The organism is Aeromonas veronii, from assembly GCF_040215105.1.
In the GTDB taxonomy this organism is placed as follows: domain Bacteria; phylum Pseudomonadota; class Gammaproteobacteria; order Enterobacterales; family Aeromonadaceae; genus Aeromonas; species Aeromonas veronii_G.
The window spans coordinates 2023773-2049441 of sequence record NZ_CP157875.1; the positions used below are offsets into that span (position 1 = coordinate 2023773).

General features: G+C 63.4%; 20 protein-coding genes and 1 other RNA gene. 9 read left to right on the forward strand and 12 right to left on the reverse strand.

Features of this window, described 5'->3' with window-relative positions:
* Positions 1-137: 137 nt before the first annotated feature.
* From ABNP46_RS09275 to ABNP46_RS09305, 7 genes are all read right to left on the reverse strand, one after another.
* On the reverse strand, positions 138-3077 hold the full coding sequence (locus ABNP46_RS09275) for a DUF748 domain-containing protein (protein WP_434476186.1): 2940 nt from the start codon (positions 3075-3077) through the stop codon (positions 138-140).
* 242 nt (positions 3078-3319) lie between these two features.
* Positions 3320-3733 (reverse strand): MerR family transcriptional regulator, encoded by a 414-nt coding sequence (locus ABNP46_RS09280; protein WP_349922100.1) that lies wholly within the window; start codon positions 3731-3733, stop codon positions 3320-3322.
* Positions 3723-4712 carry a hydroxymethylglutaryl-CoA lyase gene (locus ABNP46_RS09285; RefSeq protein ID WP_349922101.1) on the reverse strand — a complete coding sequence of 330 codons (990 nt, stop codon included), beginning with the start codon at positions 4710-4712 and terminating at the stop codon, positions 3723-3725. The genes ABNP46_RS09280 and ABNP46_RS09285 overlap by 11 nt, the downstream gene beginning before the upstream one ends.
* A complete protein-coding gene (locus tag ABNP46_RS09290) occupies positions 4709-6682 on the reverse strand; it encodes an acetyl/propionyl/methylcrotonyl-CoA carboxylase subunit alpha (protein WP_349922102.1) in 1974 nt (657 codons plus the stop codon). The genes ABNP46_RS09285 and ABNP46_RS09290 overlap by 4 nt, the downstream gene beginning before the upstream one ends.
* Positions 6683-6788: 106 nt before the next feature.
* Complete coding sequence (locus tag ABNP46_RS09295; protein WP_349922103.1) at positions 6789-7613, reverse strand: enoyl-CoA hydratase-related protein; 825 nt, start codon at positions 7611-7613, stop codon at positions 6789-6791.
* A 10-nt stretch (positions 7614-7623) separates the two neighbouring features.
* Positions 7624-9240, reverse strand: coding sequence for a carboxyl transferase domain-containing protein (locus tag ABNP46_RS09300; RefSeq protein ID WP_349922104.1), 1617 nt, complete (start codon positions 9238-9240; stop codon positions 7624-7626).
* Positions 9237-10385, reverse strand: coding sequence for an isovaleryl-CoA dehydrogenase (locus ABNP46_RS09305; RefSeq protein WP_349922105.1), 1149 nt, complete (start codon positions 10383-10385; stop codon positions 9237-9239). Before ABNP46_RS09305 ends, ABNP46_RS09300 begins: the two co-directional genes overlap by 4 nt.
* Before the next feature lie 281 nt (positions 10386-10666).
* Here ABNP46_RS09305 and ABNP46_RS09310 point away from each other — a divergent pair, with 281 nt between their 5' ends.
* The 9 genes from ABNP46_RS09310 (at position 10667) to ffs (ending at position 20334) form a co-directional block, all read left to right on the forward strand.
* Positions 10667-12190 (forward strand): CoA-acylating methylmalonate-semialdehyde dehydrogenase, encoded by a 1524-nt coding sequence (locus ABNP46_RS09310; RefSeq protein ID WP_349922106.1) that lies wholly within the window; start codon positions 10667-10669, stop codon positions 12188-12190.
* 37 nt (positions 12191-12227) lie between these two features.
* The gene (locus ABNP46_RS09315; RefSeq protein WP_349922107.1) at positions 12228-13385 is read left to right on the forward strand and encodes an acyl-CoA dehydrogenase family protein; all 1158 of its coding nucleotides are present in this window, start codon (positions 12228-12230) and stop codon (positions 13383-13385) included.
* 29 nt (positions 13386-13414) lie between these two features.
* Entirely contained in the window at positions 13415-14221 is an 807-nt protein-coding gene (locus ABNP46_RS09320) for an enoyl-CoA hydratase (protein ID WP_349922108.1), read from the forward strand.
* 56 nt (positions 14222-14277) lie between these two features.
* Positions 14278-15411, forward strand: coding sequence for an enoyl-CoA hydratase/isomerase family protein (locus tag ABNP46_RS09325; RefSeq protein WP_349922109.1), 1134 nt, complete (start codon positions 14278-14280; stop codon positions 15409-15411).
* A gap of 35 nt (positions 15412-15446) precedes the next feature.
* A complete protein-coding gene (gene mmsB, locus ABNP46_RS09330; RefSeq protein WP_349922110.1) occupies positions 15447-16370 on the forward strand; it encodes a 3-hydroxyisobutyrate dehydrogenase in 924 nt (307 codons plus the stop codon).
* Positions 16371-16677: 307 nt separating this feature from the next.
* Positions 16678-17439: an SDR family oxidoreductase gene (locus ABNP46_RS09335; protein ID WP_349922111.1), complete on the forward strand. Its 762-nt coding sequence runs from the start codon at positions 16678-16680 to the stop codon at positions 17437-17439.
* Between the two features lie 379 nt (positions 17440-17818).
* Complete coding sequence (gene arcD / locus ABNP46_RS09340) at positions 17819-19255, forward strand: arginine-ornithine antiporter (RefSeq protein WP_349922112.1); 1437 nt, start codon at positions 17819-17821, stop codon at positions 19253-19255.
* Positions 19256-19347: 92 nt separating this feature from the next.
* Positions 19348-20136, forward strand: a complete 789-nt coding sequence (locus ABNP46_RS09345) for a sulfite exporter TauE/SafE family protein (protein WP_349922113.1) — start codon at positions 19348-19350, stop codon at positions 20134-20136.
* Between the two features lie 101 nt (positions 20137-20237).
* Positions 20238-20334: signal recognition particle sRNA small type (gene ffs / locus ABNP46_RS09350), an RNA gene on the forward strand.
* Between the two features lie 605 nt (positions 20335-20939).
* Here ffs and ABNP46_RS09355 read toward each other — a convergent pair.
* The 5 genes from ABNP46_RS09355 to ABNP46_RS09375 are packed head-to-tail and all read right to left on the reverse strand — an operon-like array spanning position 20940 to position 25582.
* Positions 20940-22172 (reverse strand): MFS transporter, encoded by a 1233-nt coding sequence (locus ABNP46_RS09355; RefSeq protein ID WP_349922114.1) that lies wholly within the window; start codon positions 22170-22172, stop codon positions 20940-20942.
* Positions 22173-22174: 2 nt separating this feature from the next.
* The gene (locus tag ABNP46_RS09360; RefSeq protein WP_349922115.1) at positions 22175-22618 is read right to left on the reverse strand and encodes a plastocyanin/azurin family copper-binding protein; all 444 of its coding nucleotides are present in this window, start codon (positions 22616-22618) and stop codon (positions 22175-22177) included.
* The gene (locus ABNP46_RS09365) at positions 22618-23388 is read right to left on the reverse strand and encodes an ABC transporter ATP-binding protein (RefSeq protein ID WP_349922116.1); all 771 of its coding nucleotides are present in this window, start codon (positions 23386-23388) and stop codon (positions 22618-22620) included. Before ABNP46_RS09365 ends, ABNP46_RS09360 begins: the two co-directional genes overlap by 1 nt.
* Entirely contained in the window at positions 23381-24433 is a 1053-nt protein-coding gene (locus tag ABNP46_RS09370) for a FecCD family ABC transporter permease (RefSeq protein WP_349922117.1), read from the reverse strand. The genes ABNP46_RS09365 and ABNP46_RS09370 overlap by 8 nt, the downstream gene beginning before the upstream one ends.
* A 48-nt stretch (positions 24434-24481) precedes the next feature.
* Positions 24482-25582 carry an ABC transporter substrate-binding protein gene (locus ABNP46_RS09375; protein ID WP_349922118.1) on the reverse strand — a complete coding sequence of 367 codons (1101 nt, stop codon included), beginning with the start codon at positions 25580-25582 and terminating at the stop codon, positions 24482-24484.
* Positions 25583-25669: the final 87 nt, after the last annotated feature.

A 25669-nucleotide genomic window follows, 5' to 3' on the forward strand; every position in this document is an offset into this window, starting at 1 on the left:
TGGAGGACTGGAAGAACAGGGAGAACTGGGAGAACTGGGGAAAGTGAGGGAGCTGGAAGGCAAGGCTGGCAAGATGCAGGAGAGGGAAGGGAGCCAGGGTTGCTCGAAAACGGGGCGACCAGGGCCGCCCCTCGGGCTCAGTTGTCTAGAGTCAGCACCACCTTGGCCTCCTTGTCCGTCTCCTTGACCAGGCTGTCGAGGACGAACAGCCGCTCCGGCGCTATGCCCTGGTTCTCGACCAGGAATGCCTTGGTATTCTGGGCGCGGCGCATGGCCAGGCTGCGCAGGGACTTGGCGGTGATCAGCTGCTGGTCTCGCAGCAGGATCACGGCCTGACTGCGCAGGGCCGGGCTCTGCTCGGCGAGTCTCAGCCTGTCCGCCAGATCCCCGAGATCTTCGTTGAATTTCGCCTCATAGGCATCGGCCAGGGCGGATTGCATGGTGCTGTCTTGCTCCAGCAGGTTGAGATCCACCGGCGAGCCGGTGATCTTGGCCAGCACCCGCTCCAGTTTCTGGCGCTGCAAGATGGGCCTCTCCTCGTTGAAATTGACCTTGCCGCGGATGTTCATGCTGAGCTTGGGGCGCTCCTTGAGGGCCTGGGCCAGCTTGTCCAGCTTGGTCTGCTGGCTCGGGCTGAGATCCGGGCTGCCTGGCAGGAAGGGCAGTTCGTCGAGATCCTGGGTGCCGCCGGTCAGGGAGGCCAGCAGGGAGAAGGGAGAGCTGATGGCCTTGGTCAGGGTATTGCCGAGCACGTCCCAGAAGATGTTGCCCAGACTGAAGTTCGGCTGATCCAGATCGCCTTTCACCTTGAGGTTCATTTTGATGACGCCATTGGAATCGCTCAGCAGGGCGATGGCAAGGCCCAGAGGCAGATCCCTAGCCTGCTCGCTCTTGACCTTCTCACCGAGTTGCAGCTTCTTGATGGTGATGTCGTTGTCCCCCTCCAGCCGGTTGCCCTGCAACTTGTAGTTGAGCTTCATGGAGAGCTGCCCCTTGTCGATGGCATAGCCCGCGTAGGTGCTGGAGTAGGGGGTGAAGGTGGTGAGCTCCAGGTTGTTGAAGGCCACGGCGACGTCGAGAACGGGATCATCGATGAGCAGGTTGGTTCCCCCCCTGATGGTGACGGGGGCGTAGCGATCCACCTTGCCATTGAAGGCGAGCTCGGAACGCTGACCCGGTACGTTGCTGATATGGCGGCTCTGGCCCGCGAGGGAGGCGATATCAACCACGAATTCCGGACTCAGGCTGCGATCGGCAAAGCGCAGGTTGCCCTGCTCGGTGCGCACCTGATCGATGTGGATATGGGGAGTGGGCGTGCTGGCCCCCTGTGGCTTGTCCGGCTGGGGCAACAGCAGTTGCTGCACGTTGGTGATCCCCGTTTCGCTGATCTCGATACGGGCGAAGGGTTGGCGCAGCAGGATGTCGGCTATCTTCAACTGCTGGCTCATGCCATCGTACTGCAGCCCGGTGAGCTCCAGGCGGGAGATCTGCAGTAGGCGCTGGTTGTCGGCCCTGTCCAGTACATAGAGCTTGTCGACATCGAGCCCCCCTTCCAGATCCAGCCGGCTCAGGACCCCGTTGGCATCGGTGGCCAGGGTCAGTCTGGTGCGGCTGCTAAGCAGGCCATCCTGCACCTTGATGCGCAGCAGATCCTGCAGATAGGGCTGGGCCCAGGCAAGGGGCAACGCCTGTTGTTTGATGGTTCCGCTCAAGGCAAAAGGCGCAGGCGTGAGATTGCCATCGAAACTGACGGGGCTCTGCTGGTTGAGGGTGGCGTTCAGGAGCAGGGGACTGGGCGCCTGGGCATGGCTGCCGAGTGCCCCGAGGCTGAGACTGAGCCCCGATAACTCGCGCAGCAACGGCTTGCCCGAGCTGGATTCGGTCAGCTTGAGATGACCCTCGCTGATACGGGACTGCTTGAGCTGCCAACGCCAGGGCTGGCTGGTCTGGGCCGGTTTGGTTTTCTTGGCGGGCTTTGCCGCAGCCTTGGTAGCGGGCTGAGCGACCAACAAGGCGGCGAGATCCAGCTGTTGCTTCTCATCAAGCACGGCGCTGAGGGTGGGGGCCTTGAGGGTAGCGCTGCCGATGGTGAGGGATTGCTTGGCCCCATCCACGCTGATCCCGGTCAGGGCCAGCTGGTTGAAGCGGGCAAACTCGCTGCCCTTGGCACGCTTGAGCTGCCAGTTGTTCAGCAGCAGTTTGCCGTTGGAGAGTTGCCACCCCAGTCCCTGCTTGCCCTGGGTCAGGCGATAGCTGAGTTCGGCACTGGCGTCCCCCCGGGCCAGCTCCGCCTTGAGATAAGGCGTCCAGAGGGGGGCGAAGGGGGCGAGAGCCAGTTTGCCGAGACTGACGCTTCCCTTGCCGGAGCCGGTCAGAATGTCGAGTTCACCCCGGGCCTTGAGAGGGCTCTTCTGGTTGAGGGTGGCGCTCAGCTGATACGGGCTCTGATGCCCCTTGGCGGTGGATACACCGGGCAGTTGCAGCTCGAGCTTGTCGAGGGCAAGCTTCGGCACCCAGCCCGGGCTGCCAGGCTTGCGGCTGTCTTGATAGCGGACTTGCCCCTGCACCAGGGTCAGCTTGTCGATCTGTACCGGCAGCATCTCTTGCGTCGGCTTGGCAGGGGTGACCGGGTCGGCCGCCAGCAAGGGGGCGAGTGCCTCGGTCAGGTTGAATCTGGCCTCGGGCTGCTTGTCCGGGCCCTTGCCATCGGCGAGGCGTACCAGGTTGGCGACGGGCTTGCTGAGACTGGCCTCGGCCAGCACCACTGCTCGCTGCTGCCAGCTCTCTTTGAGCTTGGGGACTATCAGGAGTTGCTCGAAGGCCAGTATGGGTTGTTGCTGGGCATCGAGCAGCGTCGTGGGGCCCAGGGTGAGGGAGGGGGTCTGCAGGCTGACCCGGATCTCCCCCAGAGTGAGCTGCAGTCCATAGTGCTTGGCCAGCCAGCCGGGAAGATGGCGCTGGGCGAGGCCAGGGGCTTGCCACAGCAGAATGACGAAGGCGATGAGCAGGGCGACGCAAAGGTAGAGGGCATAGCGCAACAGGCGAGTGGGCAGAGGCTTGGGCATGGCGGTCTCCATTTGATGCGCACATGGTAGCAATTAATCACCGCCCGAGCATGATCTCTCCTTGAAGCTGCGCCGGACTCTGACCGGCATTGGTGGTCATGTGTGCAATTGGCTGCCCTTGACACCAGGGAGGCTCCGACATGGCGGGGCGGGCGTGGAGCACCGCTGCCTCCGGTCTCGAACCTTGGTGCCCGTCATCGTCGCCGATTGCTCGTCGGAGCAGCCTCATGAGCCGGATTGTCGCCCAGCGCCGGTCAATCTGCCCCGGTTGTCAGCGTATTGAGGGAGTGGATGCAGCGCTGCTCGGCGACCTCCAGTTCAGCCATCACCATCTGGATATCTTCGAGCTGCTGGCGCAGGGAGTGGCGTCTTGCCTCGATGATCTGGATCATCGAGTGTAACTGGGTTCGGCTGGTCTTGTCGGTATCGTAGAGATCGAACAGCTCGCGGATCTCCGCCAGACTGAAACCGAGCCGCTTGCCCCGCAGGGTGAGCTTGAGGCGGATCTTGTCCTTGTGGCTGTAGATCCGGGTCTGCCCTTCACGGGTCGGGGTGATCAGCCCCTCATCCTCGTAGTAACGGATGGTGCGCGGGGTGACGTCAAACTCCTGGGCCAGCTCCGAGATGCTGTAGGTCACCTCCTTGCTGGCGAAACGGTTAGGGACCATGGCAGGCTCCTTGTGGGATCTCATCCTTTGTAGTCCGCTGGCGGGCGAGGGCCTTGGCATGCATTGCCTGACCGACCCGGGAGCCGTTGGCCCGCCCCAGCTGTTCGCTCACCCACTGGCCGGTGGCGGCGAGGGTGTCCAGGTTCACCCCTGTGCTCATGCCAAGGCCGTTTAGCAGGTAGACCACCTCTTCCGAAGCGACGTTGCCGGAGGCACCGGGGGCATAGGGGCAGCCACCGAGCCCGGCCACCGAACAGTCGATGGTGCGGATCCCGCGCTCGAGCGCCGGCAGTAAATTGGCCAGCCCCTGGCCATAGGTGTCGTGAAAATGGACCGCGAGCCGCCCCGCCGGCACCTCGTGCAAGACGGCGTCCAGCATGGGCGCGACGGTGCCCGGGGTGCCGACCCCTATGGTGTCGCCAAGGGAGATCTCGTGACAACCCAGATCCAGCAGCCGCTCGGCGAGCGCCGCCACCCGTTTCGGCCGGGTCAGGCCCTCGTAGGGGCAGGCGATGACGGTGGAGAGATAGCCCCGCACCCGGATGCCAAGGCTGCGGGCCTCGGCCACCAGGGGGGCGAAGCGCACCAGGGACTCCTCCACGCCGATGCCGATATTGGCGCGGGTAAAGCCATCGGAGCAGGCGGTGAAGAGGCCTATCTCATCCACCTGGGCACTGATGGCGGCTTTGAGCCCCTGCAAGTTGGGCACCAGGGCGCCGTAGCGTACCCGCGGATGACCCGCCTCGGCGCGCCGGGGCAGGGCTGCCAGCAGGGCGCCGGAGTCCGCCATCTGGGGAACCCGTTTGGGGGAGACAAAGGCCCCCACCTCGATGCGTTGCAGGCCGCTCTCGGTGAGGCGCGCGATTAACTCGAGCCGCTGGACCAGGGGCAGTATGTGCAGTTCGTTTTGCAGCCCGTCCCGCGGCCCCATCTCCACCAGGCTCACCCGATCCACGGGTCTTCCCTGTTCCTTGTTCATGCTCCATCCGCCTGTGTCTGTTCATCCTTGCCCGGGGCGAACTGCACCAGGACGTTACCCTGGCTCACCTGCTCCCCCTGCTGGCAGTGCAGGGCCGCAATCACGCCATCCTGTTCGGCCCTGAGGTTGTGTTCCATCTTCATGGCCTCCAGCACCAGCAAGGCTTGCCCCTTGCTGACTCGTTGTCCCGTCTCCACCAGCAAGGCCACGACGATGCCGTGCATGGGGGCGTGTATCTCCCCCGTGCTGCCGCCATGCTGGTGATCAGGACGGGCTTGGTGCCGTGGATCATCTTCACAAAATGGCAGGCTTCGGCCCTGCAGGGTCAGCACGAAATGCTGCCCCTGTGTCTTGACGGGGTAGCGTTGCCAGGTGTCTCCCGCTTTGATGCGCAGATAATCTGTCCCGGACTCGTAGGGCAGTCGGATCCCCTGCCATTCAATGGCGCCGGCGGTCTCGATGAGGGTCGATGTGCGACTCTCGTCGCCGATCCGCACCACCGCCGTCCAGTGCCTGTGAGCGCCGAGGCGAAAGCCGTCAGCCTGCTGCCAGGGGTCCGGGGCCTGAACCTTGCGCTGCCTGCTGGCAAGCCAGAGGGTGGCGAGTGGCCAGGCGAGCTCTGGCACGGGCAGTGGGTCGGTGGGGATGGGCCATTGGGTGTGATGACGCATGGCGAGCACATCCGGCTCCTGGCACAGGCGCAGCAGCAGGGCACCGTTGTGCACCAGGGGGCCCAGCGTCAGTGCCGCCAGCGCCTCGGCCAGTCTGGCAAAGGCCTCGGCGCGGCTCTGGCCGTGCACGATGAGTTTGGCAATCATGGGGTCGTAATAGGGGCTCACGGCATCTCCGGCGCCCACCCCGGTGTCGATGCGGATCCCGTCCGGCCAGTGCAGCCAGTCGATGGGACCGCTGGCGGGCAGGAAACCCGCTCCCACGTCCTCGGCGTAGAGCCGCGCCTCCACCGCGTGGCCGCGCAGCACGACCGCATCCTGCGTCAGTGGCAGGGGCTTGCCTTGGGCGACCGCGAGTTGCCAGGCCACCAGATCCTGACCCGTGATGCATTCGGTAACCGGGTGTTCCACCTGCAGCCGGGTGTTCATCTCCATGAAGAAGAATTCCCCACCACACAACAGAAACTCGATGGTACCGGCGCCGCGATAGTCGATGGTGCGGGCGGCGGCCACGGCAGCCTCCCCCATGGCCTGGCGCAGGGGGGGCGGGATGTCGGGGGCGGGGGCCTCTTCAATCACCTTCTGGTGGCGGCGCTGCAAGGAGCAGTCGCGGTCCCCGAGATAGATGGCGTTGCCGAGCTCATCGGCAAACACCTGCACCTCCACGTGGCGGGCGCGGGGCAGGTAGCGCTCCAGCAGTACATGATCGTCGCCGAAGGCGGCCCTGGCTTCTCGTTTGACTGCGGCCAGGGCGTCGTCGAAATCGGCCAGCTGATCGACTCGGCGCATCCCCTTGCCGCCACCACCGCTGGCGGCCTTGATGAGCAGCGGGAAGCCGACGAGACTCGCCTGATCGCGCAAAAAGCCGGCTTCTTGATCCGCCCCGTGATAGCCGGGCAACACGGGCACCCCCGCGGCCTGCATCAGGGCCTTGGCGCCGGATTTGTCCCCCATGGCAAGGATGGCGGCGCCGCTCGGGCCGATGAAGCGAATGCCTGCTGCCTCACAGGCGCTGGCGAAATCGCTGTTCTCGGACAGGAAACCGTAGCCAGGATGAATGGCATCGGCTTTGGTCTCAAGGGCGATGGCGAGCACCTTGGCGGCGTCGAGGTAACTCTCCCGCGCAGGCGCCGGCCCCAGATGCCAGGCCTCGTCGGCGTCGCGCACATGCATGGCGCCAGCATCGACATCGGAGTAGAGGGCGATGGTGTGGATGCCGAGGCGGCGGGCGGTCTTGATGATCCGCACCGCGATCTCGCCCCGGTTGGCGATCAGCAGGCGTTTGATGGGAGCCGTCATATCTGCGCCTCACGGACTGCAATGGTGTGGGAGTGCGGTGCGGGATAAGCCGTCCATCGGCCAGATCCGTTGTAATGGGTGATCACCAGGTGCTTGATGGGTTTGATCATGCTTCGCCCTTGAAACGGGGGCGCCAGCTGGGAGGGCGTTTGTCGAAGAAGGCTTGCATCCCTTCCTGGGCTTCCAGACCGACCCGCACCCGGGCTATGGTCTCGACCGTGTGTTCTTCATGGTGGCGGCCGCCGTGCGCATCGAGTTCTGCCAGCAGCCGCTTGGTCTCTTTCATCGCCTGCGGGCCGTTGCGACACAGGCGCAGGGCCTGACGACGTCCCTCGGTCAGCAATTCGGCCGGGGTGGTCATCAGGTGAGCCACGTTGAGGCGGCAGGCGGTGATGGCATCGAAGGGGTCGGCGCTCAACATGTAGCGGCGTGCCTGACGCATGCCCATGGCGCGCACCACGTAGGGACTGATCACCGCCGGAACCAGCCCGAGGCTCACCTCGGAGAGGCAGAAGCGAGCGTTGTCGGCGGCGATCGCGATATCGCAGGCACAGACGAGGCCAAGCGCTCCCCCATAGGCGGCTCCCTGCACCAGGGCCAGGGTGGGGAAGGGGAGCTCATCCAGGGTTTGCATCAGCCGCGCCAGCAGCCGGGCATCCTCCCGGTTCTGCTCGAAATCCGCGTGGGCCAGGCTGCGCATCCAGTCGAGATCGGCCCCGGCGCAAAAATGCCTGCCCTCGGCGCGCAGGATCAGCGCATGGGGGCGGGACGGGCGGTGAACCAGCTCGTGGAGACAGTCGAGCAGCCCCTGCATCAAGGCGGCGTCAAAGGAGTTGTGACGAGCCGGGCGCGCCAGGATGAGTTCCGCCAGGGGGCCGTGCCACTCCAGCCGGTAACTGGCCGGCGGATCGTCAAAGAGAGGGTCAGTCATGGTGCGCTCCTTACATCCGGAAGATGCCGTACTGTTCGGGGCCAATCTCGGCTCCCTGACAGGCGGCCAGGGCCAGGGCCAGCACGGTGCGACTCTGGGCGGGGTCGATGACGCCGTCATCCCACAGCCTTGCAGTGGCGTAGTAGGGGTGCCCCTGCCGTTCATACTGTTCTATCACGGGGGAACGGATGGCCGCAGCCTCCTGTTCACTCAATGTCTTTCCCTCGCCCGCCAGCTTGTCACGGCGCACCTGCACCAGGACGCCGGCGGCCTGCTCGCCCCCCATCACCGAGATGCGGCTGTTGGGCCAGCTGAACAGAAAGTCGGGCTCATAGGCGCGGCCACACATGCCGTAGTTGCCGGCGCCGAAGCTGCCGCCGACGATCAGGGTGATCTTCGGCACCCGGCTGCAGGCCACGGCGGTGACTAGTTTGGCACCGTGCTTGGCGATCCCCTCCTTCTCCGCCGCATTGCCCACCATGAAGCCGGTGATGTTCTGCAAGAAGAGGAGCGGGATCGCGCGCTTGTTGCACAGCTGGATGAAGTGGGCGCCCTTCTGGGCGCTGTCGCTGTGCAGAACCCCGTTGTTGGCGAGGATCCCCACCGCCATACCCTGGATGCGGGCAAAGCCGGTGACCAGGGTAGTACCGAACAGCGCCTTGAACTCATCAAACTCCGAACCATCCACCAGGCGGGCGATGAGCTCCCGGGCATCGTAGGGACGCTTGAGATTGGTGCCCACCAGGCCGTAGAGATCCTCGATGGGGTAGCGGGGCTCCTCAAAGATCGGTTGGGTTTCCTGATTGCCAGTCCCCGGGTCGCTCATCCCCAAGTTGCTAACCAAGGTGCGGGCGATGGCCAGCGCATGGGCATCGTCCTCGGCCAGGTGATCCGCGACCCCGGAGTGGGCGCAGTGGACCTGGGCGCCGCCGAGGGCCTCGGCGCTGATGGTTTCCCCCGTGGCGGCTTTGACCAGAGGAGGGCCCGCCAGGAAGATGGTGGCCTGGTTCTTGACCATGATGGATTCGTCCGCCATGGCGGGCACATAGGCGCCGCCGGCGGTGCACAGGCCCATGACCACGGCGAGCTGGGGGATGCCCTGGGCCGACATTCGGGCCTGGTTGTAGAAGATGCGGCCAAAATGCTCCCGGTCCGGGAAGACCTCGTCCTGCATGGGCAGGAAGGCACCGCCGGAATCCACCAGATAGAGGCAGGGCAGGTGCAGCCGCGCGGCGATGGCCTGGGCCCGCAGGTGTTTTTTCACCGTGAGGGGGTAGTAGGTGCCCCCCTTGACGGTGGCATCGTTGACCACCAAGAGGCAGAGCCGACCCGAGATGCGGCCAAGTCCGGTGATGATGCCGGCGGCGGGCACGGCCTCGTCATAGACCTGCCAGGAGGCCAGCGCCGAGAGTTCGAGGAAGGGGGAACCGGGGTCGAGCAGCCGATCGATGCGCTCGCGGGGCAGCAGCTTGCCGCGCTCCCGATGGCGAGCCTGATTGGCGGCGCCGCCGCCAAGGGCAATCTCGTCCAGGCGGGCATGCAGATCCTGGACCAGGGCCGCCATGGCCGCGTGGTTTTCGGCAAATTCGGGACTGGTCCTGTCAAGACGAGAGAAGAGGCGGCTCATGCCTGCTCTCCCATCAGCTCACGGCCGATGAGCCAGCGACGGATTTCCGAGGTGCCGGCGCCTATCTCGTAGAGCTTGGCGTCTCGCAGCAGGCGGCCGGTGGGGTATTCGTTGATGTAGCCGTTGCCGCCGAGCAGCTGGATGGCATCCAGTGCCATCTGGGTGGCATTCTCGGCGGCGAGCAGGATGGCGGCGGCGCAATCCTTGCGACTGGTGTGACCCAAGTCGCAGGCCGTGGCCACCGAATAGACCAGGGCGCGGCTGCTGGCGAGGCGGGTATACATGTCGGCCAGCTTGCCCTGCACTAGCTGGAATTCGCCGATGGCCTGGCCGAACTGTTTGCGCTCGCGCACATAGGGCAGCACCACATCCATGCAGGCCTGCATGATGCCGAGGGGTCCCGCCGCCAGCACCACGCGCTCGTAATCGAGCCCGCTCATCAGCACCTTGACTCCGCCGTGCAATGGGCCGAGCAGATTCTCCTTGGGCACCTTGCAATCCTCGAACACCAGCTCGCAGGTGCTGGAGCCGCGCATGCCGAGCTTGTCGAGCTTCTGGGCCGTAGTGAATCCCGGCGTGCCCGCCTCGACGATAAAGGCCGATATCCCCTTGGGGCCGGCTGATGCGTCCGTCTTGGCGTAGATGACGAAGGTGTCCGCATCCGGCCCATTGGTGATCCACATTTTGTTGCCGTTCAGCAGAAAGTGATCACCCTTGTCTTCTGCGATGAGACGCATGGCGACCACGTCGGAGCCGGCACCGGGTTCGCTCATGGCCAGTGCCCCCACGTGCTTGCCGCTGACCAGATCAGGCAGGTAGCGCGCCTTCTGATCAGGGGTGCCGTGACGGTGGATCTGGTTGATGCAGAGATTGGAGTGGGCGCCGTAGGAGAGGCCGACCGAGGCGCTGGCGCGGCTCACCTGCTCCATCACCAGCACGTGGGCGAGATAGCCGAGGTCCACGCCGTCATAGGCTTCCGCCACCGTGATGCCATGCAAGCCCAGCGCCCCCATCTGGGGCCAGAGATCCCGGGGAAAGGCGTTGCTTCTGTCTATTTCCTCGGCGCGGGGGGCGATCACTTTCTGGCAGAAGGCCTCGACCTGTTCGGTCAGGGCCTGGAGGGTTTCATCCATCAGGGCATGCATCCTTGCTCTCCTTATCAAGCGGTCATGGGCGGACCGTGTTCCCCGGGGTCATCTCAGAAGAGGGAAATACTGGTCAGTCCATCAATGAATCAAGTTTACGTTAGCGTAAACGTAAATGAGTTGTTAGTCTAAGGTAAATTCGTTGGCCGCCAACCGCAAGGGGATATCCAGGGAGACGGTCGAATCCAGGGAGTGAGGAAGATGATCAACAACTGCAATCGGCAGGGAGCCCATGGAACCAGGCTTCACATCCAGATCGCCGTCAACGGGAGGAGGGCGTCATGAGTCAGCACAGCGGTCACCCGCAGACCCGGTACGGGGATCTGCCCCTTCATATCGGTGGAGAGGCTTATGCTTCCGCCAGCGAGCAATGGATAGAGGTCACCAATCCGGCAGATCAGAGCCTGCTCGCGCGGGTGCCCAAGGCCACCCCGGCCGAGCTGGAGTTGGCAGTGCGTACTGCCCACGATGCCTATCTGCTGTGGCGAGAGGTGCCAGCCTCCGAGCGGGCGCGCGTCATGTTCAACTACCAACATCTTCTCAAAGTCCATCACGACGAGCTGGCGGAGCTGCTGGCGCAGGAGACCGGCAAGAATCTGGCGGATGCCAAGGGGGATGTGTGGCGCGGCATCGAAGTGGTGGAGCAGGCCTGCGCCATCGCGAGCCAGACCCTGGGTGAGACCATGGGCAACGTGGCGCGCCGGGTCGACGGCCACTCCTGGGTGCAACCCCTCGGTGTGTGCGTCGGGATCACCCCGTTCAACTTCCCGGCCATGATCCCGCTCTGGATGTTCCCGCTGGCGGTGGCCTGCGGCAATGGCTTCGTGCTCAAGCCTTCGGAGCAGGATCCCCTCACCCCCATGCGGCTGGCGGAGCTGTTCGCCGAGGCAGGGGCACCCAGGGGCATCCTCTCCGTGGTGCACGGCGGTGCCGAGCAGGTGGATGCACTGCTCGCCCACCCGGATGTGAAGGCGGTGAGCTTCGTGGGGTCGGCCCGGGTCGGCGCCCATGTCTATCGCACCGCCACCTCCCAGCTCAAGCGGGCACAATGCTTCGTCGGCGCCAAGAACCACATGGTGATCATGCCGGATGCCAACAAGGCGCAGGTGCTCGGCAACCTGGTGGGCGCCGGAGTGGGCGCCGCTGGCCAGCGTTGCATGGCCATCAGCGTGGCGGTGTTCGTCGGGAGCGCGCGGGAGTGGATCCCGGAGCTCGCCGCCGAGTTTGCCAAGGTGAAACCGGGGATCTGGCACGATCCAGAGGCCGCCTATGGCCCCTTGATCAGCCCGGAGGCGAAAGTAAGGGTCGAGGGCTTGATCGAGGCGGGGATCGCCGAGGGGGCCGAGTGCCTGCTGGACGGGCGTTTTTGCGACGTGCCGGGTTACCCGGTGGGCAACTGGGTGGGGCCCACCCTGTTTCGCGGCGTGACCCCAGAGATGCGTATCTATCAAGAAGAGATCTTCGGCCCGGTGCTGGTGTGCCTCGAGGTGGCGAGCCTGGACGAGGCGCTCGCTCTCATCAACGACAATCCCTATGGCAACGGCACCTCCATCTTCACCGGTTGCGGCGCCGCGGCCCGCAAGTTCCGCCACGAGGTGGCGGTAGGCCAGGTGGGGATCAACGTCCCCATCCCGGTGCCGCTGCCGTTTTTCTCCTTCACCGGCTGGCGCGGCTCCTTCTACGGGGATCTGCACGCCTACGGCAAGCAGGCGGTGCGTTTCTACACCGAGACCAAGACGGTGACCGAACGCTGGTTCGATGAAGACATCCCGAGCGGCCCCAACATGACCATTCACCTGCGTTGAGCGGTGTCACGACCAAGACAAGAAGGAAGCAAACAAGATGGATTTTACGCTGACCGCGGATCAACAGGCCTACATGGAGGCTGCCAGCGCCTTCGCCGAGGAGGCACTCAAGCCCCATGCCGCGCGCTGGGACAGGGAGCATGAGTTCCCCGTCGCCACCATCAAGGAGGCGGCGGCGCTCGGTTTTTGCGGTCTCTATACCCCTGAGCAATTCGGTGGACTGGCCCTGCCGAGGCTGGATGCCAGCCTCATCTTCGAGCGCCTCGCCATGGGGTGCACCTCCACCACGGCTTATTTGACCATCCACAACATGGTGAGCTGGATGCTGGGCTCCTGGCTGCCTGCCGAAGTGGCCGAGGAGTGGGTGCCGAGGCTCGCCAGCGGTGAGCTGCTGGGCTCTTACTGTCTCACCGAGCCGGGAGCAGGATCGGACGCGGCGGCCCTCAAGACCCGGGCCGTGCGCGATGGCGAGGATTACCTCATAGATGGCAGCAAGGTCTTCATCTCCGGGGCGGGCAGTACGGATGTGCTGGTGGTGATGGCCCGCACCGGCGGCGAGGGGGCCAGGGGGATCTCCGCTTTCATGGTGCCAGCCGACACGCCTGGGGTGAGTTATGGCAAGGCGGAGGAGAAGATGGGCTGGAACAGCCAGCCCACCCGGGAGGTGAATTTTGGCGGGGTGCGCATTCCCGCTCGTTACCGACTGGGGGAGGAGGGAGAAGGCTTCAAGTTTGCCATGCAGGCCCTGGACGGGGGTCGCATCAACATCGCCACCTGTTCGGTCGGGACCGCCCAGCAGGCGCTGAATGATGCCCTGGCCCATGTGCAACAGCGTCAGCAGTTTGGCCGCCCCATCGGCGAGTTCCAGAGTGTGCAGTTTCGCCTTGCCGACATGGCCACTGAGCTTGCCGCCGCGCGACTGCTGGTGCGCCAGGCCGCCGACAAGCTGGACAGAGGCAGCCCTGACAAGAGTGCCTGGTGCGCCATGGCCAAGCGCCTGGCCACGGATGTGGGTCACAGGGTCTGCGACGAGGCACTGCAACTCTTTGGCGGCTATGGTTATATCCGCGAATATCCGCTGGAGCGTTACCTTCGCGATACCCGGGTGCATCGCATCCTGGAGGGGACCAACGAGGTCATGCGACTCATCATCGCTCGCCGCCTGCTGGCCGATCCCGGCCTGACGCTGGAGTGACGGGCACTGTGACTGACAAGGACAAGACAATGACAAGGATCAGGCTCGAGTATCACGGTCATGTGGCTTATATCACCTTCGATCATCCCCCTGCCAACACCTGGACCCTCGCCAGTTTGCAGGCCCTGCTGCAGATGATGGTGGAGCTGGGCAGTCGTCCCGACGTGGTGGCCCTGGTGATCCGCGGGGCGGGGGAGAAGTTCTTCTGCGCAGGCGCTGATCTCAAGATGTTTGCCGACGGCAACCCGGATCACGCCCGCGAAGTGGCGGAGGCCTTTGGCCGCGCCTTCGAGGCCCTTGCCCGCTTCCACGGTGTCAGTATCGCCGCCATCAATGGCTATGCAATGGGAGGCGGACTGGAAGTGGCGCTGGCCTGTGACATCCGTATTGCGGAAGAGCAGGCGAGGATGGGGCTGCCGGAGGCCTCGGTGGGGCTCTTGCCCTGCGCCGGCGGCACCCAGCGTCTCACCGAACTGGTGGGGCCGGGCTGGGCCAAGCGGCTCATCCTCTGTGGGGAGAAGGTCACGGCCAGTCGGGCGCGGGAGATAGGGCTGGTGGAGGAGGTGGTTCCCCAGGGGCAGGCCTGGGCGGCGGCGGCCCAGATGGCCCAGCAGGTGGAGCGCCAGAGCCCGAGCGCCCTGCGTGCCTGCAAGAACCTCATCAATCAGGGCCGCCTCGGCCCGCGGGATGCGGCCTTGCCACTCGAGCGCAGTCTCTTCCTCGAACTGTTTGCGGATGTGAACCAGCGCGAGGGGGTGGCTGCCTTCCTGGAGAAACGTCCGGCCCGCTGGCACTATGGGCTTTCAACCAAGCCAAATGGAGCCGTGCATGAGTGAGTTCCCCCCGCTGTTTTGCCACCCCGCGAATGCGTCATTGAATGGGGATGTCTGCCATGGATGAGCCGGTCGACATCACCCTGTATCCCACCCTGGACGGGTATCAGATCGGGGTATTGACCCTCAACAGCCCCGTTTCCCTCAATGCCCTGAGTCTGCCGATGATTGAGCGACTGCAGGTCGCACTCAACGAATGGGAGCAGGATCCCGCCGTGGTCTGCGTCCTGCTGCAGGGGGCGGGGGAGAAGGCATTCTGTGCAGGGGGCGATATTCGCTCCTTCTATTACCAGAAGCAGGCGGCCTGCGAGTCTGAACTGTTTGCCTATGCCCGGGACTTCTTCGAGCAGGAGTATCGGCTCGATCACCGGATCCACGGCTACAAGACGCCCCTCATCTGCGTGGCAGATGGCATCTGCATGGGGGGCGGGATCGGCCTCTTTGCCGGCGCCGAGTACCGGGTGGTGACCGAGAAGAGCCTGTTTGCCATGCCGGAGGTGACCATAGGCCTCTACCCGGATGTGGGGGCCAGCTGGTTTCTGAGCCGTATGCCGGGGCGGCTCGGCCTCTGGCTCGGTCTCACCGGTGCCCGCTTCAACGGGGCGGACGCTCTGGGCCTTGGACTCGCGGATCACGCCATGGGGAGCCAGGAGCGGGCCACCCTCCTGCCCCGTCTCGCCCGCATCGACTGGGGCAAGGCACCCAAGGATCAGCTGGACACGCTGTTTTCCAACACCCAGGCCGCAGTGGTGTCAGATCTTCCCGCTCCCGTGGTGCTGCCTCACAAAGAACGGATCGATGCTCTGCTGGCGGGGCGCTCCCTGGAAGGCGTGCTGGCCCGGCTCGATAGTGCCCGATTCGAGATTGAGCAGGGGGAAGCAAGTCTGACCCTGGCCAGGGAGACCTGCCAGCGCGGCAGCTCCATCAGTCGTGCCATCCTCTGGCGCCAATATTGGCAGGCCCGCCGCCAATCCCTCGCCGAGGTTTTCGCCGATGAACTGACCCTGTCGGTGAACTGCGTCCTCAGGGGAGATTTCGTGGAAGGGGTGAGGGCGCTGCTCATCGACAAGGACAAGTCCCCTCGCTGGCAGGCACCCCAGTCCGGTACCGAGTGGCTGGATGCCTACTATCGCTGGCCGGAGGGTATCCACCCCTTGCGGGGAAGGCTCGGCGTCGGGAGTGCTGAGCAATAGGAAAGCTGGCGCAATAAAAAATGGAGGAGCAAACAATGACAAGGATTGGGTTTATCGGGCTCGGCAACATGGGGGGGCCCATGGCGGCCAACCTGGCCAGGGCAGGCCACGGGGTGCAGGTCTTTGATCTGGTGCCCGAGAACATGGACAAGGCGATCGCCGCCGGTTGCATCGCCGCTGGCGATGCCCGGGAGGCAGTGAGTGGCTGCGAGGTGGTGATCAGTATGTTGCCGGCGGGGGAGCATGTGCGCGGGCTCTGGCTCGGGGAGAGCGCAGGGGAAAAAGGTGGCCAGGATCTGCTGGCCGCCCTGCCGGTGGGGGCCCTACTCATCGACAGCTCCACCATAGATGTGGCCTCGGCCCGTCAGGTGGGCAAGGCGGCGAAGGCGCGGGGCATTCGCTTCATCGACGCGCCGGTGTCGGGGGGCGTGGCCGGGGCTACGGCGGGAACCCTTACCTTCATCATCGGCGGCGAGGCCAGCGATGTCGAGGCGGCCAAGCCCGTGCTCTCGCTGATGGGCCAGAACCTGTTCCATGCCGGTGCCCTGGGGGCGGGGCAGATCGCCAAGATGTGCAACAACATGCTGCTCGCCATCCACATGGCAGGCACCGCCGAAGCGCTGGCGCTCGGAGTCAAGGAGGGGCTGGATCCAGGTGTCCTCTCCACCATTATGGGCAAGAGCTCGGGCAACAACTGGAGTCTGGAGCGCTACAACCCCTGGCCCGGAGTGATGGAGAATGCGCCGGCCTCCCGTGGCTATCAGGGGGGCTTCATGACCCGGCTGATGGTGAAAGATCTGGGGCTGGCCATGGGGCTGGCTGAACAAGCCCACAGCGCCGTGCCCATGGGGGCGCTCGCCCGCAACCTGTTCAATCTACATGCACAGCAGGGCAAGGGGGGGCTGGATTTCTCCAGCATTCTGACCCTGTATCGGGGCAAAGAGGCGGGTCAAGAGTAAGGGACTGGCGCGCTCGCCTCCCATCGCGGTTTCAACCTGCATGCGCAGCAGGGCCAGGGAGGGCTGGATTTCTCCAGCATCCTGACCCTGTATCGGGGTAAAGAGGCGGGTGAAGAGTAAGGGCCTGGGGCGATCGCCCGCAACCTGCTCAACCAGCAAGCGCAGATGGATTAGGGAAGGTTGGGCTTATCCAGCACCCTCAAACGCGACGTGAACTCGTTGCAGGAGCCAACCGTCGGGCTTAACCGTCCATTTCATCGTTTTCATCACACTGTGCCGTATCGAGCCCCACTTTTGAGGAGTATTCATGGATATCAACAACAGGGTCATCGCCATCACCGGTGCCGGGCGAGGTCTTGGCCGCGCCATCGCCCTCTGTCTCGCGGACGAGGGCGCCGTGCTGGCGCTTGTCGACGTCAACCGCATGGATCTGGAGGTGACGGAGGCGGAAATACGCAGCCGGGACGGGCGCTGCGCCCTCTTCGTCTGCAACGTGGCCAGTGAAGCCGAGGTGGAGGCGACCTTTACCGCCATCGAGGAGCAGTGCGGCGTCCTGCACGGTCTCATCAACTGCGCCGGCATACTGCGGGACGGCATGCTGATCAAGGTCAAGGAGGGGGAACGGGTGGAGAAGATGAGCCTGGCCCAGTGGCAGTCCGTCATCGACGTCAACCTCACCGGGACCTTCCTGTGCGGGCGCGAGGGGGCGGCCCTGATGGCCCGAAGCGGGCAGGGGGGGGTCATCGTCAACATCTCTTCCATCGCCCGGGCCGGCAATATCGGTCAGAGCAACTATGCCGCCAGCAAGGCGGGGGTGGCCTCCCTGGTGGTGACCTGGGCACGGGAGCTGGCGCGCCATCGGATCCGGGTGATGGGCATCGCCCCCGGAGTGTTCGCCACCGACATGACTGCGGCGATGAAACCCGAGGCCATGGCGCGCATGCAGCAGGCCATTCCGGTCGGTACCCTGGGGCAGGCCGAGCAACTGGCCCAGACGGTGCAGTTCATCCTCGCCAACGACTATCTTTCCGGGCGGGTGATCGAGCTGGACGGAGGCCTTCGGATCTGACCTGATGGCATGAATGATGTGGACACGCCCCGCCAGTCGGGGCGTTTTTTATGGAGGACGTTGGGGGGCTCGTGCACCCACTTATCGGCGTGAATAGCCATGCAGGTCTGCTTGTTAAAAGGGGGATGAAGTCATGGAAAAGCGTGAAATATCAATGGGTCTCTCTTAATTTGAACCAGCTCACAGGCACCCCGAGTGAGTGCTGTAGAATTGCGCGCGGTCAAGGCGGTGCATGATTGGCGCTACGAAGGATTGCGGTCGGAATAGTCATGCAATATAGTTGCCGCCTTTTTCACGGGGTACGGACTCTTTGCCCCTCCCATGTCGCGCGTCGCATGAATACGGATGCTCTGCCACCGCCTAATCAAACAGGAATGAGATGGACAAGAAACTGGGGCTAGGTGCCCTCATCTCGCTGGTGATCGGCTCCATGGTCGGCGCCGGGGTCTTCAGCCTGCCACAAAACATCGCCGCGCACGCCAGCGCCGGGGCCGTCGCCCTGGGATGGGCCATCACGGGGCTGGGCATGATCTGCCTCGCACTGGTTTATCAGAATCTCTCCATGCGCCGCCCGGATCTCGACGGCGGTATTTTCAGCTACGCCAAGGCGGGTTTTGGCGATTTTATCGGTTTCAACGCCGCCTGGGGTTACTGGTTGTGCCAGCTGCTGGCCAACGTCTCCTACGCCATCGTGGTGTTCAGCGCCCTGAGCTACTTCTTCGATACGCCGGACAACGTCATCTTCGGTGACGGCAACACTCCGGTGGCCATCGTGCTCGCCTCCCTGCTCATCTGGTCGGTGCATGCCCTGGTGCTGCGCGGGATCCAGGTCGCGGCCCTGGTGAACATCGTCACCACCATCGCCAAGATGGTGCCCCTCATCGTGTTCTGCGTCGCCATCCTGCTCGCCTTCAACCTGCAGACCTTCACCCTGGACTTCTGGGGGCAGGGCAACGGTGAACTGGGTTCGGTGATGGATCAGGTCAAGTCCACCATGAAGGTGACCCTCTGGGTCTTCATCGGCATCGAGGGGGCCGTGGTGGTTTCCGCCCGTGCCCGTCATCGCAAGGACGTGGGACGCGCCACCGTGCTGGCCCTGCTCGGTGCCCTGGCGCTCTATGTCATGGTGACCCTGTTCTCCCTCGGGGTCATGAACCAGCCGCAACTGGCGGCCTTGAAGAACCCGTCCACCGCCATGATCCTGGAAGCCGTGGTCGGCCCCTGGGGCGCCTGGCTCATCAACATCGGCCTGGTGATCTCCGTGATGGGGGCTCTCTTGAGCTGGACAGTGCTGGCGGCGGAAGTGCCCTACATCGCAGGCAAAACCGGGGTCTTCCCCGAGTGGTTTGCCAAGGAGAACAAGAACGGCTCCCCCAAGGTGTCCCTCTGGTGTTCCACCTGTCTGGTGCAAATCTTCCTCATCATCATCTACTTCCAGAACAGCACCTACCTGGCGCTGGTCAACATCGCCACCTCGGCGGCCCTGGTGCCCTATGTCTTCTCCGGCGCCTATGGCCTCAAACTGGCGCTGAAAGGGGAAACCTACGAGGGCCAGCCCCACCAGCGCAGGCGCGATCTGATACTGGCACTGGTGGCTACCGTCTATGGCTGCTGGCTGGTCTATGCCGCCGGGGTGGAATACCTGCTGCTGGTGGCGCTGCTCTACAGCCCCGGCATCTTCATCTACTGGAAGGCGCGCCAGCATCACGGTCTGCGCAGCCTGAACCGGCTGGAGCAGGGGATGACGGCGGTCCTGCTCGGTTGCGCCGTACTGGCGTTTTACAAGGTGATGGACGGTACCATTCCCTTGCATTAATCGGCACAATGAAGAGATGGCCTGGTGCCATCTCTTTTTTTATGTGCGCGGCGAGATAAAAACGCTGCAGCGCAGACCGATAAGGAATTTTTATGCTGTTCTTGGGGTATCTGGTGTTGGGGGCCTTCGCGGGCATGTTGGCCGGTCTGTTCGGCATCGGTGGCGGGCTCATCATCGTACCCGTGCTGGTGCTGAGCTTCCATGCGCAGGGAGTCTCTCCCGACATCATCACCCATCTGGCACTGGGCACCTCCCTGCCCACCATGATCTTCACCGGGATCAGCTCTCTGCGGGCGCACCGGGAGGCGGGGGCGGTGGACTGGACCCTGATCCGCCGGCTGGGGGCGGGCATGCTGATCGGCGCCTGGCTCGGCGGCATGACTGCCAACCTGCTTAGCGCCAGTACCCTCAACATCATCATCGGCTGCTTTGCCTGGACCATGGCGCTGCAGATGGGGCTCAACCTCAAGCCCAAATCGGAACGCACCTTGCCCGGCCCGGTCGGCACCGGCATTGCGGGCACCATCATCGGCTGGCTGTCGGCGCTCTTCGGCATCGGGGGGGGCTCCATGACGGTGCCCTACCTGACCTGGAACAGCGTACCGATGCGCAATGCCGTGGCGGCGTCCGCCGCCTGCAGTATCCCCATCGCGTTGGCGGGGAGTCTAAGCTACCTCTACGCCGGTTGGGGTCATGCCGACTTGCCCGAGTGGAGTCTGGGCTTCATCTACCTGCCGGCCCTGCTCGGCATCATACTCACCAGTACCCAGTTTGCCCGGATCGGTGCCCGCCTGGCCCACCGCCTCCCGCCTAAGCGGCTCAAGCAGGCCTTCGCCTTGCTGATGCTGCTGATTGGGACAAAGTTCATGCTATTTAGCTGATTTATTGGCAAATTGCCGAAAAAGCAGGCGAACGGTTCAGCCTTGGGCAGAAAGCCGTTGCATTGGCAGGCCAGTTTGCCTATTCTCCTCGCCGGTGGTCCTATTGGTCCTCTCGCATTGATAACCCGTCGACCTGGTCAGGACCGGAAGGTAGCAGCCAAGGTGGGGGACTCGAGTGCCGGGATGTGGCTGGTAGGGCCACCACTTGTTTCTGCAATTCAATCAGTTACAGCTAGTAGCCCCCTTCAGACCTCTTGGTAATCCATTTTATGTGGATGGATCAGGAGTTTTCTCTGTGAATCTCTGGTTCAGTCCCCGCGGCATCTGATATTACCGGAAAGTCACCACGCTCCCCTGTGGTCGCCGAAAAGAGATCAAACAATCCCTGCATATCCGAGACAAGCTTTGTGCCCGCCACAAGGTCGCTCAGTTGCTTGCCTGTGTGCGATCAAGACCGACCTACCGTGCCGTTTGTTGGTGCCCCAGAGGGGCCTGCAAAGCAAGCGAGCACCAAACCGGTGGCTCGGGCGGCCAAACCGCTTGCTCCACGCCTGTCGGTATTGAGTGACGGCTATCAGAAAGGGCAGGCCCTCTCTTGAACCTCGACAGCGATCAGTAACCGAAAGAACGATACAGGCCCTTTTATCGCGGCCGTGGGGTGGGGGATAGACCGATTGGATAGCAAAGGGGAGGTGGTCAAGTTCAAGGGGAGGGGTGGCTGAACGTTGACAAGAATTCGGCCATCATCAACCAGTACCTGCAGGCGCTATCTTGCCGATTAACTTGCCGCCGAGAGTCCGCTGCTAGTGACTCGCAACACATCGTTCCCCGTTTTGTCGTGCCCGCAGATGCAGATATAGCCCGACTCCTGCGACTATCCCCACCACGCCCAACAGCCCCCAGATCGCGAGAGGAGGACGGGTTCCGGCATCACCCAGCATGAAGCCTGTCAGCAGATTCCCAAAGAGTGCCATGCAGCCTCCTGCGCTGGCGTAAAAGCCGTAGTAGCTGGCCAGTTGTTCTGGCGGCGCATAGCGGGGGAGTTGAGCCGCGAAGAGCGGGAAGCAGAGAATGGACCCAACAGAGAGCAGGGTGACTTGCATCAAGACCGCCGAGGTCGGCCAAGAGCCCAGGAGTGGCAAGGCCAGATAACTTGCCCCCATCAAGCCGACCCCCAACCCCATGGCCAACGGTACACCCAGTTTGCGCTCCACCAGGCGGGAGGCGGGTAATTGGAGCATGATGCCGATCACCGCGGACAGGGTGAAGACGGTGCCGAGCAGATGGGTGGCATCGGGCAGGCTCTGAATATAGGCAGGGAGGGCCAGATAAAGTTGATGAAAAAGGATTTGATAGGCACCGGCCAACAGGGTGAATGAGATAAAGGGGCGCTGGCGTACGATGGCGCCCCACTGCCGAAGGACGGTGCCGCGAGGGGCAAGGGCACCCACCGGGCGTTTGGGCAGCACCCGGTATTGCAATATGCCGAGCAGGGCGAAGAGGGTTGCGGCCAGCAGCCCCGTCAGCCCATAACTTTGCTGGGTCAGTGCCAGACCGAGCAGTGGGCCGAGCAGCATCCCTGCTTCGCTGGCCAGGTTGTGTAGCGCAAAAGCACGCTGTCGCTGTTCAGGCGTCGTGCACTCGCTGGCGAGATAAGCTTGAGCGCAGGGGGTGAACAGGGCCCCGGCAAAGCCGGTTAGGGCCGCCGCCAGCAGCAGTATGGGCAGGGAGTCGGCAAAACCGAGTAGCACGAAGCCAAGGGAGCGCAGCAAGCAACCCCAGACGATGGCGGGGTGATAGCCGATACGATCCCCAAGCGTCCCGCCCACTAAAAACAGCCCCTGCTGGCTGAAGACCCGCATCCCCATGACAAGGCCGCAGGCCCAGCCAGCCAGGCCAAGGCCTGTCCCCATGTGTTGGGCCAGGAATGGCATCATCATGTAGAAACCGAGGTTGAATGCCAGGCCGTTGGTGATGAGCAGCCGGGCAGCCGGACTCATGGTTTGCCAATCTTGCCAGTAGGATGCCCGACTCATGTCTATTTCACCTGGGTGAGCAGAGAGTCAATGCGGGCACTGTTGCTGTACATGCGCCCCTTGTTTGCCAGCATCTGTTTGCTGACTACCGCTTTATTGACGGGGTTGCCAACCTGGATGAGCCCGACCATGCCCATCATCAGGTGGGGAGGGCACATGTAGAAATAGAGTCCCTCCTGAGTCAGGGTCAGCGTGAATGGCTTATCCAGTTCGCTTTGCCAGGCCTCGGCCTTCTCCGGTGTGGCGAGTGAACGGACATAATGCCCGCTTTGGGTCGGTTCAAAGCGTACCGTATCCCCCACCTGCGCGTGCACGAATGCTGGCAGGAACAGCATGGTCTCATCGCCTTCCTGATTGAGCATGCGCACCCGATGTTCGGCCCCATGGGCACTGTGGGAGAGGAGGAGGCACAGACTGGCCATCGTGGTCATGAACAGGCTTTTCATCAGCGTTGTTTCCGTAATGTTCGCAGGAAAGGGGTGCCGTTGTGATCGTGGATCACCTCAACCGGCACCTGATACAGACGTTCAATCAAGGGGGCATCCAGTACCTCGGCCGGGGGGCCGAAGGCTTGCAAGTCACCGCCAGCCAGCACGATCAGTTGATCGGCAAACTGGGCGGCGAGATTGAGATCGTGCAGCACAACCAGGGTGATCCATTGTTGGGCGCGAGTCTGCTGGCAGAGGTGCTCCATCAATTGCATCTGGTGGTGCAGGTCAAGGGCGCTGACCGGCTCATCCAGCATCATGATGCGGGGATCCCGCAGCAGCACCTGGGCAAACAGCACCATCTGCCGTTGGCCACCACTCAACGAGTAGAGGGGGCGATCGGCCAGATGCGCGATGCCGAGTGCCTGCAGGGCGCGGCCAGCGGCCAGGATATCCTCATCGGCTAGCCGCATGGATAGGCTGTCAAGCCGCCCCAGCACCACGACCTCGATGACGCTGAGATCCAGTTCCAGCTGAATGTTCTGAGGCATATAGCCAAATTGCTGGCGCCACTTGGCAATGGTCATCTGCGAGAGGCTCTGCCCGGCAAGGTGAATGTCACCGCGGGTGGGGGTCAGCTCGCCAAACAGGGCACGCAGTAGCGAGGTCTTGCCCGTGCCATTGGGGCCAATGATCACGTGAACATGGCCCGGCAGTAGCGTCAGATCAAGCTCTCGCAGCAGTGTCTGCTGGCCAATGGAGAGAGAGAGGCGGGATATCTCAAGCACGTTTACGCCCCTTACCGAGGATCAGCCAGATGAAGAAGGGCACACCGATGAGCGCCGTGACGATACCGATGGGAAACAACGCACCGGGAATGATGGACTTGGAGAGTACCGAGGCGGCCGACAGCATGCAGGCTCCACACAGGGCGGAAAGTGGGATCAGGAAGCGTTGATCTTCACCGACCAGCATGCGGGCGATATGGGGGGCGACCAACCCGACAAAACCGATGACCCCCACGAAGCTGGTGGCGGTCGCTGTGAGCAGGGCAACCAGCACCAGCGTCTTGAGGCGCAGTCTGTCCACGTTGACGCCCAAGCTGCGGGCCCTGTCCTCCCCGAGACGCAGGCTGGTCAGCGCCCAGGCATCCCGGTAGATGAGCACGGTACACAGTAGGGTGACGGCGGCGGTAATGAGAAGGGCATCCCAGGTCGTGCGCATCAGGCTGCCGAATAACCAGAACAGGATCTGCTGGTTCAACTCCGGGGAGGAGAGAAACTGCAGCAGTGACAGTAAGGACTGGAACAGAAACAGCAGCGCGATGCCCGCGAGGATCAGGGTCTGGCTGCTGACATGGCGCATCATGGCAAGGCCAAACAGCAGGCTGGCAGCAAGCATGCACAGGATGAAGGCACCCACCGGGATCGCGATGAGGGGGGATAGCCCAAGGCCACCGGTATAGAGTGCCAACGCGGCGCCAAGCCCGGCCGCCGCGGCCAGGCCCAGGGTATAGGGGCTGGCGAGCGGGTTATCGAGCAAGGTCTGCATCTGTACCCCGCCAAGGCCAAGGGAGGCGCCAACAACCAGCGCCATCAGAGCAATGGGCAGGCGCATGTCATAGACGATGGTAAGGGTCATGGGATCAGCCTGTGCGGGCGAGAGCAGGGCATCTATGACATCCTGAAGGGCGAGCAACGAAGGGCCGGTGGCAATATCGAGGATGAGCGTGAGACAGAGGGTCAGTGTCAGCAACAGCAGCCAGTGCCAACGACGGCGCTCCCGTTTGCGTTGACGGACGAGAGTCTGCTGCAGCGCAGCCAAATCATTCATGATGGAGATCCTGAAAAGGCGCTCTCATAAAAGAGCGCCCATGAAAGGTTAGAGGCCGATGGCGAAGGTGCCTTCAGCCTTGACCGGCAGATAGCGACGGTAGAAATCGAGGTAGTTGGCGACCGGATCCAGATCGTTGAAGAGGGCCGGGTAGAGCGCCTTGGCCATGAACTGGACCATGGTGTAGTCCAGCACGGTCCGTGAGGCACCCTGATAGATCCCGTAGACGCGCTGCTGCTGTACCGCAGGCAAGTTGGCCCAGCCGCTGCGCTGAGTGAAGGCGAGCAACCGCTCACGGGCCACTTCCGGCTTGACTCCCTGGCCCAACAGCATGGCTGTCGGGTTGTTGGTGGACTCGGTCCCCGTGAGGAAGACGACATCGGGCTTGGCCGCCAACACTTTCTCCGGATTCATCGGGCCATACCACTCAACGAAGGGGGCGGCGATGTTGTCCCCCCCGGCCAGCTGACCCAACGGACCCCACATCCCCTTGCCATAGCTGAAACCATACTCGGCCGGTCCTTTGTTACCGAACTCCACGTAGAAAGTGGGTTTGGGCAGCTTGGCCTTGGCGATCCGGTTTTGTATGTCATCAATGGCGTGCTGGTACTCGTCAGCCAGTTGGCGGGCACGTGGTTCTTGGCCTGCAATCTTGCCCAGCAACAGGGTGCTGGCATGGTGGTTGGCGGGCAGTTCCATGTTGTAGTCAACGACGACCACCGGCAGGCCTGCCTGCTCCAGGCGTTCAACATCAGGGCCGAGTCCCTTGTACTGCCAATCCGCGAGGACGACGACATCGGGTTTGAGCGCGAGCACCTTCTCAACCGAGAAGGTCTGCACCTCTACTTCACCGACGTCCGCAATCTGTTTCAGTGAGGGGCGCTGGGCGGTGAACAGGGACCAGTTGGCGGGACGCCACCCTTCCCAGGCTTCGCGGGAGATCCCGACGACCCGATCAAACGCCTGATCGCCACCAATCGCAAGGTAGTCTTCAAAGTAGAAGGCCAGTACCACTCGTTTGGCCGGTAAATCGACCTGGACTTCCCGTCCCAATACATCGGTCAGGGTTTCAACCTTCGCCTGGGCGGTGCCAAAGAGGCAGCTCAGGCTCACCAGCGCCAGGCTGGTATATCTGGATAACACATTCATGCTGCGTGCAAACTCCGTGTGATTGTTGTTATGGCCGGCGAGCGTGGGCGTCGTCAGCGGGTCCTCTCATTGGCCTGCGGGTGCCTG

Bases quoted from the DNA above. Each gene is read 5' to 3' on its own strand.
- ABNP46_RS09275 (WP_434476186.1), bottom strand. From the start codon at position 3,077: ATGGAGACCGCCATGCCCAAGCCTCTGCCCACTCGCCTGTTGCGCTAT.
- ABNP46_RS09280 (WP_349922100.1), bottom strand. From the start codon at position 3,733: ATGGTCCCTAACCGTTTCGCCAGCAAGGAGGTGACCTACAGCATCTCG.
- ABNP46_RS09285 (WP_349922101.1), bottom strand. From the start codon at position 4,712: ATGAACAAGGAACAGGGAAGACCCGTGGATCGGGTGAGCCTGGTGGAG.
- ABNP46_RS09290 (WP_349922102.1), bottom strand. From the start codon at position 6,682: ATGACGGCTCCCATCAAACGCCTGCTGATCGCCAACCGGGGCGAGATC.
- ABNP46_RS09295 (WP_349922103.1), bottom strand. From the start codon at position 7,613: ATGACTGACCCTCTCTTTGACGATCCGCCGGCCAGTTACCGGCTGGAG.
- ABNP46_RS09300 (WP_349922104.1), bottom strand. From the start codon at position 9,240: ATGAGCCGCCTCTTCTCTCGTCTTGACAGGACCAGTCCCGAATTTGCC.
- ABNP46_RS09305 (WP_349922105.1), bottom strand. From the start codon at position 10,385: ATGCATGCCCTGATGGATGAAACCCTCCAGGCCCTGACCGAACAGGTC.
- ABNP46_RS09310 (WP_349922106.1), top strand. From the start codon at position 10,667: ATGAGTCAGCACAGCGGTCACCCGCAGACCCGGTACGGGGATCTGCCC.
- ABNP46_RS09315 (WP_349922107.1), top strand. From the start codon at position 12,228: ATGGATTTTACGCTGACCGCGGATCAACAGGCCTACATGGAGGCTGCC.
- ABNP46_RS09320 (WP_349922108.1), top strand. From the start codon at position 13,415: ATGACAAGGATCAGGCTCGAGTATCACGGTCATGTGGCTTATATCACC.
- ABNP46_RS09325 (WP_349922109.1), top strand. From the start codon at position 14,278: ATGGATGAGCCGGTCGACATCACCCTGTATCCCACCCTGGACGGGTAT.
- mmsB (WP_349922110.1), top strand. From the start codon at position 15,447: ATGACAAGGATTGGGTTTATCGGGCTCGGCAACATGGGGGGGCCCATG.
- ABNP46_RS09335 (WP_349922111.1), top strand. From the start codon at position 16,678: ATGGATATCAACAACAGGGTCATCGCCATCACCGGTGCCGGGCGAGGT.
- arcD (WP_349922112.1), top strand. From the start codon at position 17,819: ATGGACAAGAAACTGGGGCTAGGTGCCCTCATCTCGCTGGTGATCGGC.
- ABNP46_RS09345 (WP_349922113.1), top strand. From the start codon at position 19,348: ATGCTGTTCTTGGGGTATCTGGTGTTGGGGGCCTTCGCGGGCATGTTG.
- ABNP46_RS09355 (WP_349922114.1), bottom strand. From the start codon at position 22,172: ATGAGTCGGGCATCCTACTGGCAAGATTGGCAAACCATGAGTCCGGCT.
- ABNP46_RS09360 (WP_349922115.1), bottom strand. From the start codon at position 22,618: ATGAAAAGCCTGTTCATGACCACGATGGCCAGTCTGTGCCTCCTCCTC.
- ABNP46_RS09370 (WP_349922117.1), bottom strand. From the start codon at position 24,433: ATGAATGATTTGGCTGCGCTGCAGCAGACTCTCGTCCGTCAACGCAAA.
- ABNP46_RS09375 (WP_349922118.1), bottom strand. From the start codon at position 25,582: ATGAATGTGTTATCCAGATATACCAGCCTGGCGCTGGTGAGCCTGAGC.